The organism is Acinetobacter sp. SwsAc2, assembly GCF_013391465.1.
Lineage (GTDB): Bacteria > Pseudomonadota > Gammaproteobacteria > Pseudomonadales > Moraxellaceae > Acinetobacter > Acinetobacter johnsonii.
In genome coordinates this window covers 55,574-68,106 of record NZ_JACBEZ010000019.1, presented here as the reverse complement: position 1 = coordinate 68,106, position 12,533 = coordinate 55,574, and the positions used below count along the sequence as shown (strand labels likewise).

Here is a 12,533-nt window from a genome sequence, read left to right as displayed (position 1 = left end):
AAATAAACTTCGAGTAATTTTTACCTTCAATCAATGAAATATTTTCGATCGATCAATCAGTAAAAATCCACACAAGTTGTTCTTCATAATCTCTTAATGATCTTCTTGCTGATTCGTCATCAGCAAGCTAGGTCGGCTATACTACTCTCTTTCAAGAAGAAGTCAACTGGTTTTGTTAATTATTTTCAAACTCATTCAAGACCTCCAGATTCTACCGCTTGGGCTAAATCCTTGTTTCTCAACAAGTTTTAATCAACATCACCGCCGATGGATGTGCATTCTACAGTATTTCTAATCCCTTGCAACACCTTTTTCGATTATTTCATTTCAAGCGCATATTTTTTGGTCAAAAATGTGATTTTTGTCGATTATTAAAGCAATTTTAACCATCACTGTTTATTTTTCGTTAAAATAGGCTCACTTTCGCTGCCAAGCAAAATGAATAATGACAGCTTTTAAATACAAAATTTATTTAACTCTCTTGTCCTGTTTAATGATTTCTCAGGTACAGGCACAGCCACAACTAAATCTCCCTGCAACCACGTTGACGATTTTGAGCTATGTACGTTGGAATACTCCCAATCCTATTTCTTTATGCATTTTAAATAACAGCCAATTATCCAATCAGTTCATTCAAGTCAATCAGCAACTCAAGAGTGCGTATCAAATTCAAGCGGTCAGTTTGTCTGAATTAAATAAGATTATGTGCAATGCTGTTTTTTTCTCAACCTACACACCACGTGAAGAGCAAAATATTATAAATAACCTAAAAGATGCTCCACTGACTTTTAGCTCTAACAATACTGAATGCAAATTAGGTAGCGCATTTTGCTTATATCAAAACAAAACGCGAACTTCCTTTAAGGTAAACTTGGCCAGCCTGTCCCAGTCCCAAGCACGTGTAGATCCACGTGTTTTATTATTAGCAAAATCTACGGAGCCTTAAGTCAATGTTTCGTAAAAGCTCTAATACTTCTCTACAAAAAATTTTTAGTCAGTCTCAATTGCTGATTTTTGCTCTTACTCTTGGAATTTGTAGTTTAATTTTCGTGGTGATTTCCATCTACACCATGAATACCTACGCCAAGCAAAGCCTTAATATTTTTAGCGCAACCTTAAGTGAGCAAATTCAACCTGCTGTCATTTTCAATGATCCTATTACACTACAGCAAACACTGAACAATCATATTCAGCAATATCCAATTCGCGCTATTCAAGTCATCAACCTACAAGGGAAACCACTGGCCGAAGCATACAAACCCACACCTGAGTTTGCATGGATGGAAAATCTGTTTGATAAGGTCTTCTTTAAACACCCTGTGACACGCACCATCAAACATCAAAATAACCAGTACGGGACATTGATCATTTACGGTAGTGCCACTCAACTCATGAGCTTTTTCTTTCAGCTCTTGATTTGTCTCTCCGCTGGGATTTTTATCATCCTGTTGATTATGTTGTGGTTGGTACATTCAACCTATCAAAAACTGATGCACTCGATTCAACCCATGGTCAATACCGTTGAAAGCCTTAATCTTGATCCTCAATATCAAGCACGTCTTCCATCATCCCCCATTTATGAGTTTCGCGTCATCAGTGGTGCATTTAATAATTTATTAGATAAAGTGCAGCGTACCAATGAAAAACTACAAAGCGAAAATTCTCAGTTATCACATCAAGCGTTGCATGATCAGTTAACCGAACTCCCGAATCGTCATTATTTTTACAATATTTTGTTCAATCAATTTGAGCACCCTGAGAAAAACCAGACAGCTCTCTTTTTTATTGACAACAATAACTTTAAAAACATTAATGATGTTTATGGGCACTTAGCAGGTGATGCCGTGCTCAAAGAAATGGCTCAACGCTTAAAAAAGAATGTCAGAAGCCACGATGTGGTAGCACGATTAGGTGGTGATGAGTTTGCAATTCTGCTCCGTAATATCAAACACTATGATCACCTAGAACTGATTTGTGAGCATTTAATCGAATGCAGTAAAGCACCATTATATTTTGATCAACATCAGATTCATTTTAGTTTCAGTATTGGCGTTACTTTCTCAAAATGTGCAACAACACCTGAAGATTTGATTGCTGAAGCAGACAATGCCATGTATAAAGCCAAAAACTTAGCTCAAGGGTGGTATATCACACCTTGCATAAATCCTAATCATGAACCCTCATGTTAAAACATGTTTGCAAATTTATGCTTATCACAGGTCTTATCACTGCTTTATCTGGCTGTCTCAGTTTAGGGCACCTCAACTATAAACAAGCGCGCATGCTGAAGAAACAAGGCTTTACCTTGACCGAAGAAGGCTGGACGCTGAGACTGCCTGAAAAATTATTGTTCGGCTTTGACCAATCAGATATTCAAGCCTCTCAAAAACCCGCACTCGAAGCGCTTTCTAAACAGCTACAGCAATACAATTTAAATAAAATTAAAGTGGTTGGACATACAGACAATATTGGTGACCCAAGCTACAACCAAACACTCTCGGAGAAACGCGCATCAACAGTTAGTCAGATTTTTATCGAAACAGGGTTTAAAACTCAAAATATTCAGAGCATGGGTCGCGGTGCATCACAACCTCTGGTAGAAAATAGCAGCGAGGAAAATCGAGCGCTGAATCGTCGTGTAAATATTATTATTATTCCTTAAGCATTTATGTTTTATCTTTAGCCTTCGTTACGAAGGCTTTTTTATGTACTTTACTAAATTTCAGGCATAAAAAAACCGCTTAACGCGGTATCTTTATCTCGACCATTTCAATAAATGGTCGGAGCAGTAGGATTCGAACCTACGACCCCCTGGTCCCAAACCAGGTGCACTACCAGGCTGTGCTATGCTCCGATTTCAACTTTTTAAAGTTGGGGTGAATGACGGGATTCGAACCCGCGACAACTGGAATCACAATCCAGGGCTCTACCAACTGAGCTACATCCACCATAACGTTTCGGTTCTTAATACCAAGCTACCTAATGGCGCGCCTGACAGGATTCGAACCTGTGACCATCCGCTTAGAAGGCGGATGCTCTATCCAACTGAGCTACAGGCGCATGACCAATAATACGAGGTATTATGGATAACCTTGCCTTGAAGAATTGGTCGGAGCAGTAGGATTCGAACCTACGACCCCCTGGTCCCAAACCAGGTGCACTACCAGGCTGTGCTATGCTCCGATTCATCTCAGCTTTTGTATCGAACATCTCGTTCGGTACGGTGTGCATTCTAGGCGCGACGCTTGATAACGTCAACACCTATATTTAAAAAAAATAAAAAAATCACGTCAAATGTATATTAATCAAGCGTTTCAGGCATTTTTTATACAAATTTTAACGTTTTAGCGATGCACTGAAATCCAACATGCGATCTAAAGGTAATTTCGCACGCTCAGCAAGTACTGGCTCTACAAATATTTCCTGATCGCCACGCTGTAATACCTCTAAAATACCATCCAGCTCATTCATTGCCATCCACGGACAATGTGCACAAGAACGACAGGTTGCACCCTCTCCGGCTGTTGGTGCTTCAACCAAAATTTTGTTGGGCACCGCTTGTTGCATTTTGTAGAAAATACCCCGATCAGTTGCCACAATCAGTCGCTCATTGGGTAAAGTTTGCGCAGCTTTGATTAGTTGTGACGTACTTCCAACAGCATCAGCAACATCCACCACCGACTCAGGTGACTCAGGATGTACCAGCACCGCAGCATCAGGATAAAGCTCCTTCATTTGTGCAATGCCACGTGCACGAAATTCTTCATGCACAATACATGCACCATCCCAAAGCAACATCTCTGCGCCCGTTTTCTTTTGGATATAACGGCCTAAATGCTGATCGGGCGCCCAAATAATTTTTTCACCCAAACTGTCTAGATGCTCAATAATTTCGACCGCACAACTTGAGGTCACCACCCAATCAGCACGGGCTTTAACGGCTGCTGAAGTGTTGGCATAGACCACTACTGTATGGTCTGGATGGGCATCACAAAACTGACTAAATTCTTCAACAGGACAACCCAAATCTAAAGAACATGTAGCCTCTAAAGTTGGCATCAGAATGGTTTTATTCGGTGATAAAATTTTTGAGGTTTCACCCATAAATTTAACGCCCGCCACCACCAAGGTCGATGCTGGATGATCACGACCAAAGCGGGCCATTTCCAATGAATCGGATACACAGCCACCACTTAACTCGGCCAATTCCTGCACTTCAGGATCGCAATAGTAGTGCGCTACCAATACCGCATCGCGCTTTTTCAACTCGGCCAAGATTAAAGCAAATTTTTCTTGCTTCACTTCTTCACTGAGCTTTGAGTCTTTGGTTTCACCCAAACGGTCCAAATGCGCCTGCACAATTGATTTTGCGTCATTGGCAATTAAATTGGTCGCATTGTTCATCATTCATTCATCCCTTCTGCTTGTCGGCAAGCAAGTCCCGCACTTAATTTATTGGCCAAATGGCTTCTCGGCTTTTGACCAATCATTCAAAAGTTCTTATGGTAAAAAAGCCTCCAAAGGAGGCTTTTTTAAACTCGTTAAGATTAAGAGCGATAATCCGCATTAATCTTCACATAGTCATAAGATAAGTCACAGGTATACACTGTGTCTTTCGCTGCCCCACGTCCTAGATCTACACGAATGGTCATTTCAGCCTGTGACATCACACGAGCACCTTCGGCTTCAGTGTAATCAGCAGCAGCTCCGCCATCCTTACAGATTTGCACATCATCTAACCAAACTTGAATTTTTTCAACATCTAAATTTTTAACCCCAGCATAACCAATCGCAGCTAGGATACGTCCCCAGTTTGGATCTGATGCGAAAATAGCCGTTTTCACTAACGGTGAATGGGCAATACTATAGGCAATATCACAGCACTCTTGCGTATCATAACCGCCTTCAACAGCAACGGTAATAAACTTAGTTGCACCTTCACCATCACGCACAATCAGTTGTGCAAGGCGCTTCATCATACGCGTCAATACATCTAACACTACAGCATAACGCGCATCGTCTGCTGAACTAATTTCAGTACCACCCGCTTGACCTGTTGCAGCAAAGATACAAGAGTCATTGGTTGATGTATCACCATCAATGGTAATCCGGTTAAATGATACATTCACCGTTTCACTCAACAGTTGCTGAACCAATTCACGACTGATCGGTGCATCGGTTGCAACATAGCCCAACATGGTCGCCATATTTGGACGAATCATGCCTGCACCCTTAGAAATACCCGTCATGGTATACGTGACGCCATCCAATTCGAATTGCTCAGATGCTCCTTTCGGTGTGGTGTCTGTGGTCATAATCCCAGTAGCAGCAGCATCCCAAGCATCAGCACTCAAACTATTTAATGCAGGCTGTAAACCATTTAACAAACGCTCCAACGGCAATTGTTCACCAATCACCCCTGTTGAAAACGGTAACACTTCCGTTGCTTTCACACCAGCAAGCTCAGCCAATTTTGCACAAGTACGCTCAGCATTCAGCATGCCCATCTTGCCTGTACCAGCATTGGCATTACCGGTGTTAATAATGAGGTAGCGCGGATTCGCCACTTGTAAGTGCGCTTTAGACACATGCACGGGCGCTGCACAGAACGCATTTTGAGTGAAAACACCTGCAACATTCGTTCCTTCAGCAAATTCGAAAATGACAAGATCACGTCGGTTCTGATAGCGCACATAAGCTTCAGCCGTTCCGATTCTCACCCCTTTCACCACGTGCATTTGTGGCATTGACACGTCACCTACTGGCATTTTAAACGTCCAATTCATTTGTTAGAAAAAACACAGCTTATTAGAATTTTCAGAAAAAATCGAGCAGAAGACTTTGTTTGCTTTAACTTTTCAATGCACACTCATTTTTGACATAAAAAAACCAATCCGAAGATTGGTTTTATGTAGCAGCATTTGATTAATTTGAAGCAAGCTGTGCTGAGCTAGACAAAAGCACTTGTTTAGCATTTTCTTGACTTACAGGAGAAAGTGCTGGGTTTGAAGCCACAATACGGTTCACCGTTGCTGCATTTGCAGGAGCAATAGCAGCCGTTTGCAGAACTACTGGACGTTGATTTGGGTTGGCAAAGGTATAGCGAATCCCTGTACGCGGACTTTGTACCGTAATATTACCATTGGCTTGTGCCGCAGGTGCTGTGGTTGCACCGCGTGCTTGTTGAACTTTAGCTGCGGTAGTGGTATCTGCAAATGCAAAAGTTGGAAGCGCTAAAGCTACAATCATGATTGGTTTTAATACTTTTTTCATTGTCTTTCCACTTTAGAGGTTTAGATGATGAGCAACTAAATAGCATTTAATGCCTAACACTGCAAATGCTATTCACATTATGCAACGCTTTAGCTGTAATCAGAATCGTATTTGGATTGATCTTAATGTCAATTTTTCAGCCATGCCAATAAAAAGCAGAACCGAAGTTCTGCTTTTTCACTCGTTCACAGTTTAGATTTTACCGTGACACTGTTTGTATTTTAAGCCTGAACCACATGGGCAAGGCGCGTTACGACTCGCAGGTGCCGCAAACTCTTCTACAGGCTCGTACTGTGCATCTACTTCTGCGAATTGGCTTTGATCATCGGCCAACAAACCATCAAAGTCTGCATGCGACAAGTTCAATTGCATCGCTTCAGCTTGAGCTTGCTTTTGAGCTTCCATTTCAGCCAGCTCTTCAGCCGTTGGTACATGTACGCGAGATAAATCGGTCACAACATCTGATTTAATAATCGCCAACATATTTACAAATAAGTTATACGCTTCTTTTTTGTATTCTTGCTCAGGATTTTTCTGTGCATAGCCACGCAAGTGAATGCCTTGACGTAAATAATCCATCGCCGCCAAGTGATCTTTCCAGTGGCGATCCAGCGAGTTCAACATGAAGTGACGCTCCAGCATAACTGCTGTTTCATCCCCCATTTGCTCACGGCGGCTACGGTAGCGCTGTACCACTTCATCAGTAATACGCTCAACCAAAGACTCTTCATCTAAACGACGGTCATCTTCCAACCATTGGTTGATTGGCAAATCAATCGCAAGGTCTTCACGTAACGCTTTTTCAAGCCCATCAATATCCCATTGGTCATGAATTGACTCAGGTGGGATATAGTTAGAAATCACGCCTTTCATCACATCACGTTGCATCTCTTCGATGTAATCTTGCAATGTGCTTTCCGCCAAAACCTCATCACGTTGCGAGTAAATAATTTTACGCTGTTCGTTGTTGACGTCATCGTATTTCAATAAGTTCTTACGAATATCGAAGTTACGTGCTTCAACTTTACGCTGCGCATTTTCAATCGAACGTGACACCATTTTATGCTCAATGGCTTCATCTTCTTGTAAGCCCATCGCGCGCATCATGCCCACAACACGATCACCCGCAAAGATACGCATTAAGTCATCTTCAAGTGATAAGTAGAAACGTGATACACCAGGGTCACCCTGACGACCTGCACGACCACGGAGCTGGTTATCAATACGACGTGATTCGTGACGCTCAGAACCAATGATGTGTAAGCCACCAGAACTCAATACCATTTCATGGTTTTGTTCCCATTCGGCTTTTAAGCGCGCTTCATCTTCAGGGGTTGGGTTTTCAATTTTTGCCAGTAAAGCTTTCCAGTTACCACCGAGCAGAATGTCTGTACCACGACCTGCCATGTTGGTTGCAATAGTTACTGCTCGCGGTGCACCCGCTTGCGCAATAATATCCGCTTCACGTTCGTGTTGTTTCGCGTTCAACACTTCGTGCTGAATACCAGCATCACGTAATTTATCAGAAAGAATCTCAGAAGCTTCAATGGTTGCTGTACCAATCAAAATTGGGGCTACACCAGACTCATGTACGCGTTGAATTTCTTGAATAATTGCATTGTATTTACCATTACGATTTAAATAGATTAAATCGTTTTGGTCGAGACGAATCATTGGACGGTGCGTTGGAATGATCACCACGTCTAGACCATAAATTTCTTTCATTTCCGCAGCTTCAGTATCGGCAGTACCAGTCATACCCGAAAGCTTTTTGTATAGACGGAAATAGTTCTGGAAGGTCGTAGTTGCAAGCGTTTGGTTTTCAGGCTGGATTTCTAAGCCTTCTTTTGCTTCAACTGCTTGGTGTAAACCTTCTGACCAGCGACGACCTGGCATGGTACGTCCTGTGTTTTCATCGACAATGATCACTTCACCATCATTGATGATGTAATGCACATTGCGTTGATACAAGTAATGCGCACGAATGGCAGCAGTAACATGATGAACTAGGTTTAGGTTAGTCGATGAATACAGGCTTTCACCTTCAGCCAACAAGCCCATTTCAATCAGTTCATTTTCAACCGTTTCAAAACCAATTTCTGTCATTTCAACAGAACGTTGTTTTTCATCAATCCAGAAATGACCACCATCCGCCACTTTTTCTTCTTTCTGCGCATGCAGTTTGGGTGGAATGCTATTGATTGCAGCATACAACTGTGAAGAGTCATCACTTTGACCTGAAATAATCAAAGGCGTACGCGCTTCATCAATTAAGATCGAATCAACTTCATCGATGATGGCATAGATCAAACCACGTTGTTTTTTCTCAGCAAGCGAGAACACCATGTTGTCACGTAGATAGTCAAAGCCAAATTCGTTGTTGGTACCGTAGGTAATATCAGCACGATAGGCTTCAGCTTTCTCTGTTGGATCTTGCATGGAATAGATAATCCCGATGCTTAAACCCAAGAATTCAAACAGCGGACGGTTTAATTCAGCATCACGCTGTGCCAAGTAGTCATTCACAGTAATGACGTGAACACCTTGAGCACTAATCGCGTTTAAATAACACGCCAAGGTACCCATCAGGGTTTTACCTTCACCTGTACGCATCTCTGCAATTTTACCTTCGTGTAAGGTAATACCACCGATCAACTGTACATCATAATGACGCATGCCCATTACACGCTTAGCTGCTTCACGGCAGACGGCAAATGCTTCCGGGAGTAATTTATCGAGGCTTTCGCCCTTGTTATAACGTTGTTTAAATTCTTCAGTTTTTGCAGATAAGTCTGCATCGCCAAGAGCGGATATCGTCGGCTCGAGCGCATTAATCTTGTCTACGATTTTACGCATGCGTTTGAGTTCGCGCTCATTTTTGGTACCGAAGATTCCTCCGATCAGACTTGCCAACATGAATAGACTCTCTAAATCTTGCTTGTCAAATGAATATGTTTTCTTAGTCGTTATTATGGTGCTAGAAATTTGAAGTACAAGGGCTTTACACAAAACCATTTAAAAAATCTATTCATTGTTTCTAGCCCGTCGAATCTAAGGCAAACTAATGTAACAAATTTTAAACAGCCGACATAGAGATTTCATCCGAACTCATCAGGATTCAAGGTCTTTTTTAAAGTAGTGACTTTAATTGTTCGCAGTTATTCAAGGTTTTGCTTTCAAGTGCTTGATTTTGCCGCAGCAAGGCTTTCACCCCATTATTGGACTGACTTGGATTCATGCTCTGTAGGAAACCCAAGAGTTGTTCATCATTGACCCGCATTGCGGTAAGAATCGGAACAAGCTGTACGCAGGTAATATTATAGACATTACTCGCATTCGTATTCTGACCTTGAGCCAACTCACGCTCGAGAGCCTGAGACAGTGCCACTTTCCGCTGTGTAAGGCTTTTTTGAGACGCTAGATATTGATCTGTAATTTGTTGTGGCGTTTGGCAAGCAGTACTGACTTGGGCTTGTTTCAATTGCCCACCATTCTGCGCATGGGTTACTTCCAGTCCCCATAACACTAAAGTCAGGGCGATACCTATTTTTTTCATTGTTCTAATACTCAAGTTTTTATACTTTGTGAAATTGCTTTAAAAAACAAATATAAATCAATAATGAAAAGAATTGTAGCCAATCATATACGCGATCAATTCTATAGAGCGATACACTTCAGAAGCAGAAATAATCTCGTCTAAACACCGTTACCAAATATGCAAATAAGCGGTCTCTAGAGCAACAATGAGGTCATCTTTGGTATACCCAAATACAGAACACCTATCCGACTAATTATGAATATTTTGTATAAATAAATAATAAAACACTATTTTTCATGCAAAAGAAATTGCGCCATAGTGATGTTCATTCCATAGACATAAAGATAATTTGAGGTTCAACATGAGTTTACGTTTAGGCGACATCGCACCCAACTTTCAACAGGCTTCGAGCGAAGGCGAAATCGATTTTTATCAATTTTTAGGCGATAGCTGGGGAGTACTATTTTCACATCCTGCTGACTACACGCCAGTATGTACCACCGAGCTTGGCTTTACCGCAAAACTCAAAGATGAATTTGAAAAACGTGGCGTAAAAGCCATTGCCCTCTCAGTCGATGATGTCGAGTCACATCAGGGTTGGATTAAAGACATCAATGCAACCCAAAACACCACGGTGAACTTCCCGATCATTGCCGACCAAGACCGTAAAGTGTCTGAGTTATATGGTTTTATCCATCCCAATGCCAGTGAAACATTAACGGTTCGCTCTTTAGTGATTATCGACCCAAACAAAAAAGTCCGTTTGATTATTACCTACCCTGCATCAACTGGTCGTAATTTCCATGAAATCTTACGCGTGATTGACTCACTGCAACTGACCGATCACTACAAAGTTGCAACTCCTGCGAACTGGCAACAAGGCGAAGATGTGGTGATTGTGCCATCACTCAAAGATGAAGCTGAAATCGCACAGCGCTTTCCGAAAGGTTATAAAGCAGTCACCCCGTATTTACGCCTGACTCCACAGCCTGAGCAAGGATAAAATACTCTACTCTTGCACTAGACAAGCGAAGCCCGAAGTTTTAACCGAGCAGCCCTATTGAAAACAAAAATGGGACACTGAGCTCCAAGCAATCCAAAGAGGAAACTAACCCATAAAAATACGTTCAGAGTCACCTTGTATGATCGTTTCAAACTCCAATGACGAGCCGAGTTTGAACTTTTGAAAGCCTGTCAATCGACAGGCTTTTTTCCGCTTAAAGCAGATACACATGACTCTTTAACAAAATCAAACTGTTAAAACTCACATCTTCCGCTATAACAATCAAAACAATACGATAAAAACGACTTTATGATTTATAACATTCACCATTTACATTGCGGCACCATGTGTCCAGTGTGTGCCCCTCTCTTTGGTCAAAAAGGTTTTCAAGCTAAGGTTGTGTGCCATTGTCTTTTGGTTGAAACAGATCAAGGGCTGGTGCTGATTGATACGGGCTTAGGCATACAGGACTATCTACACACCAAGCAGCGTTTGGGGCAGTTGGTGGCTCGAATTGGAAAAATTGAACAAAACTTAGAATTAACCGCAATTGCACAAATCCAAAAACTTGGCTTTAGCCCAAAGGATGTCAAACATATTTTGGTTTCACATCTGGATTTTGACCATGCGGGGGGTATTTCTGACTTTCCCAATGCAACCGTACATATTCTGTCTAACGAATATAATGCAGCACAAAACCTGAAATCATTTAAAAATAAAGCCCGTTATAAAACACAACAATTTCAGCAGCATCGCCATTGGCACTTTATTGAGCCGATCCACGGTGACGCATGGTTTAATTTGACTCAAGTGCAAGGGTTTGACTTATTTCATAATGAGATTCTTTTGATTCCACTGTTTGGGCATACTGAAGGTCACTGTGGCATTGCCATTAAAACCCAACAGGGTTGGACACTCTTCTGCGGGGATGCCTACTACTCCCACCTAGAACTCAATCCCCAAAACAGACTTCGCAGCTTAAATGCCTTGGAAGTATTTTTTGCCGAAGATAATGCACAGCGTTTAAGCAACCTGCATAAAATTCAACAATTGGCACAGTCGGAACCACGTATCGAAATCTTTTGCGCGCATGATCCGGTTGAACTTTCACACCATCAGAGCCTGATCCTATGACCAAATATCTTGTTATTCTTTCTCTGTGTATCAGTGTTTCTGGCTGTATGACTACGCCTGCGCTGCCCGAGACAGAGCGTCCACAACACTGGGGACAGTCTATCCAACCTGCGCATAATTTCTATCAAATCAGTGAAACTGTTTTTCGTAGTGAGCAACCCGATCAAGATTTAGTTCAGAGTTTAAAGGCGCAAGAAATTGATGTGATTATTAATTTACGCTCACGCAATCAAGACCTTAAAAAACTGTCCAACCAAGGGTTTGAACTGGTACATATCCCGATTCATACATGGGCGATTGACCGAGAAGACTTGTTAAAGGTGATGCAGCAAATTCAACATGCGGAGCAAAACCAGCAAAAAGTTTTACTGCATTGCTACCATGGCTCAGACCGTACAGGTGCGAGTGTAGCTATGTACCGCATTATCTTTCAAAACTGGCCTACCGCTGATGCCTTGGCTGAGATGAAATATGGCGGTTATGGTTTTCATCCGATTTGGCAAAATATCGAACCGTTATTTAGTCCCGAAAATATAAAATGGATTCAACAGCAACTGTTGAATCCATCTTAGTGAAGGCAATTAG

11 protein-coding genes and 4 tRNA genes are annotated in these 12,533 nt (G+C 41.8%); 6 read left to right on the top strand and 9 right to left on the bottom strand.

Features of this window, described 5'->3' with window-relative positions; translation table 11 throughout:
* The first annotated feature begins 445 nt into the window (after positions 1–445).
* The 3 genes from HYI04_RS10040 to HYI04_RS10030 are packed head-to-tail and all read left to right on the top strand — an operon-like array spanning position 446 to position 2,662.
* Entirely contained in the window at positions 446–946 is a 501-nt protein-coding gene (locus HYI04_RS10040) for a YfiR family protein (protein ID WP_010327466.1), read from the top strand.
* A gap of 4 nt (positions 947–950) precedes the next feature.
* Positions 951–2,189 (top strand): sensor domain-containing diguanylate cyclase, encoded by a 1,239-nt coding sequence (locus tag HYI04_RS10035; RefSeq protein WP_063454543.1) that lies wholly within the window; start codon positions 951–953, stop codon positions 2,187–2,189.
* Positions 2,183–2,662: an OmpA family protein gene (locus HYI04_RS10030; protein WP_010327468.1), complete on the top strand. Its 480-nt coding sequence runs from the start codon at positions 2,183–2,185 to the stop codon at positions 2,660–2,662. Before HYI04_RS10035 ends, HYI04_RS10030 begins: the two co-directional genes overlap by 7 nt.
* A 115-nt stretch (positions 2,663–2,777) precedes the next feature.
* Here HYI04_RS10030 and HYI04_RS10025 read toward each other — a convergent pair.
* The 9 genes from HYI04_RS10025 to HYI04_RS09985 all read right to left on the bottom strand — a co-directional run bounded on the left by HYI04_RS10025 (position 2,778) and on the right by HYI04_RS09985 (position 9,829).
* Positions 2,778–2,854, bottom strand: a tRNA-Pro gene (locus HYI04_RS10025).
* A gap of 18 nt (positions 2,855–2,872) precedes the next feature.
* A tRNA-His gene (locus HYI04_RS10020) sits at positions 2,873–2,948 on the bottom strand.
* A 35-nt stretch (positions 2,949–2,983) separates the two neighbouring features.
* Positions 2,984–3,060 (bottom strand) — tRNA-Arg (locus tag HYI04_RS10015).
* Between the two features lie 46 nt (positions 3,061–3,106).
* A tRNA-Pro gene (locus HYI04_RS10010) sits at positions 3,107–3,183 on the bottom strand.
* A gap of 153 nt (positions 3,184–3,336) precedes the next feature.
* Positions 3,337–4,404, bottom strand: coding sequence for a quinolinate synthase NadA (gene nadA, locus HYI04_RS10005; RefSeq protein WP_010327469.1), 1,068 nt, complete (start codon positions 4,402–4,404; stop codon positions 3,337–3,339).
* A 143-nt stretch (positions 4,405–4,547) separates the two neighbouring features.
* On the bottom strand, positions 4,548–5,768 hold the full coding sequence (gene argJ, locus HYI04_RS10000; protein WP_010327470.1) for a bifunctional glutamate N-acetyltransferase/amino-acid acetyltransferase ArgJ: 1,221 nt from the start codon (positions 5,766–5,768) through the stop codon (positions 4,548–4,550).
* A gap of 157 nt (positions 5,769–5,925) precedes the next feature.
* Positions 5,926–6,273 (bottom strand): hypothetical protein, encoded by a 348-nt coding sequence (locus tag HYI04_RS09995; RefSeq protein WP_010327471.1) that lies wholly within the window; start codon positions 6,271–6,273, stop codon positions 5,926–5,928.
* 192 nt (positions 6,274–6,465) lie between these two features.
* The gene (gene secA, locus HYI04_RS09990) at positions 6,466–9,189 is read right to left on the bottom strand and encodes a preprotein translocase subunit SecA (RefSeq protein ID WP_010327472.1); all 2,724 of its coding nucleotides are present in this window, start codon (positions 9,187–9,189) and stop codon (positions 6,466–6,468) included.
* A gap of 214 nt (positions 9,190–9,403) precedes the next feature.
* Positions 9,404–9,829 carry a hypothetical protein gene (locus HYI04_RS09985; protein WP_010327473.1) on the bottom strand — a complete coding sequence of 142 codons (426 nt, stop codon included), beginning with the start codon at positions 9,827–9,829 and terminating at the stop codon, positions 9,404–9,406.
* 343 nt (positions 9,830–10,172) lie between these two features.
* Between HYI04_RS09985 and HYI04_RS09980 the strand changes: the two genes are divergently transcribed.
* The 3 genes from HYI04_RS09980 to HYI04_RS09970 all read left to right on the top strand — a co-directional run bounded on the left by HYI04_RS09980 (position 10,173) and on the right by HYI04_RS09970 (position 12,520).
* Complete coding sequence (locus HYI04_RS09980; protein ID WP_010327474.1) at positions 10,173–10,814, top strand: peroxiredoxin; 642 nt, start codon at positions 10,173–10,175, stop codon at positions 10,812–10,814.
* Between the two features lie 309 nt (positions 10,815–11,123).
* Positions 11,124–11,948 (top strand): MBL fold metallo-hydrolase, encoded by an 825-nt coding sequence (locus HYI04_RS09975; RefSeq protein WP_010327475.1) that lies wholly within the window; start codon positions 11,124–11,126, stop codon positions 11,946–11,948.
* The gene (locus HYI04_RS09970) at positions 11,945–12,520 is read left to right on the top strand and encodes a dual specificity protein phosphatase family protein (protein ID WP_010327476.1); all 576 of its coding nucleotides are present in this window, start codon (positions 11,945–11,947) and stop codon (positions 12,518–12,520) included. The genes HYI04_RS09975 and HYI04_RS09970 overlap by 4 nt, the downstream gene beginning before the upstream one ends.
* Positions 12,521–12,533 lie beyond the last annotated feature (13 nt).

Bases quoted from the DNA above. Each gene is read 5' to 3' on its own strand.
- HYI04_RS10035 (WP_063454543.1), top strand. From the start codon at position 951: ATGTTTCGTAAAAGCTCTAATACTTCTCTACAAAAAATTTTTAGTCAG.
- HYI04_RS09970 (WP_010327476.1), top strand. From the start codon at position 11,945: ATGACCAAATATCTTGTTATTCTTTCTCTGTGTATCAGTGTTTCTGGC.
- argJ (WP_010327470.1), bottom strand. From the start codon at position 5,768: ATGCCAGTAGGTGACGTGTCAATGCCACAAATGCACGTGGTGAAAGGG.
- HYI04_RS09995 (WP_010327471.1), bottom strand. From the start codon at position 6,273: ATGAAAAAAGTATTAAAACCAATCATGATTGTAGCTTTAGCGCTTCCA.
- HYI04_RS09980 (WP_010327474.1), top strand. From the start codon at position 10,173: ATGAGTTTACGTTTAGGCGACATCGCACCCAACTTTCAACAGGCTTCG.
- HYI04_RS10030 (WP_010327468.1), top strand. From the start codon at position 2,183: ATGTTAAAACATGTTTGCAAATTTATGCTTATCACAGGTCTTATCACT.
- secA (WP_010327472.1), bottom strand. From the start codon at position 9,189: ATGTTGGCAAGTCTGATCGGAGGAATCTTCGGTACCAAAAATGAGCGC.
- HYI04_RS09985 (WP_010327473.1), bottom strand. From the start codon at position 9,829: ATGAAAAAAATAGGTATCGCCCTGACTTTAGTGTTATGGGGACTGGAA.
- HYI04_RS09975 (WP_010327475.1), top strand. From the start codon at position 11,124: ATGATTTATAACATTCACCATTTACATTGCGGCACCATGTGTCCAGTG.
- HYI04_RS10040 (WP_010327466.1), top strand. From the start codon at position 446: ATGACAGCTTTTAAATACAAAATTTATTTAACTCTCTTGTCCTGTTTA.
- nadA (WP_010327469.1), bottom strand. From the start codon at position 4,404: ATGAACAATGCGACCAATTTAATTGCCAATGACGCAAAATCAATTGTG.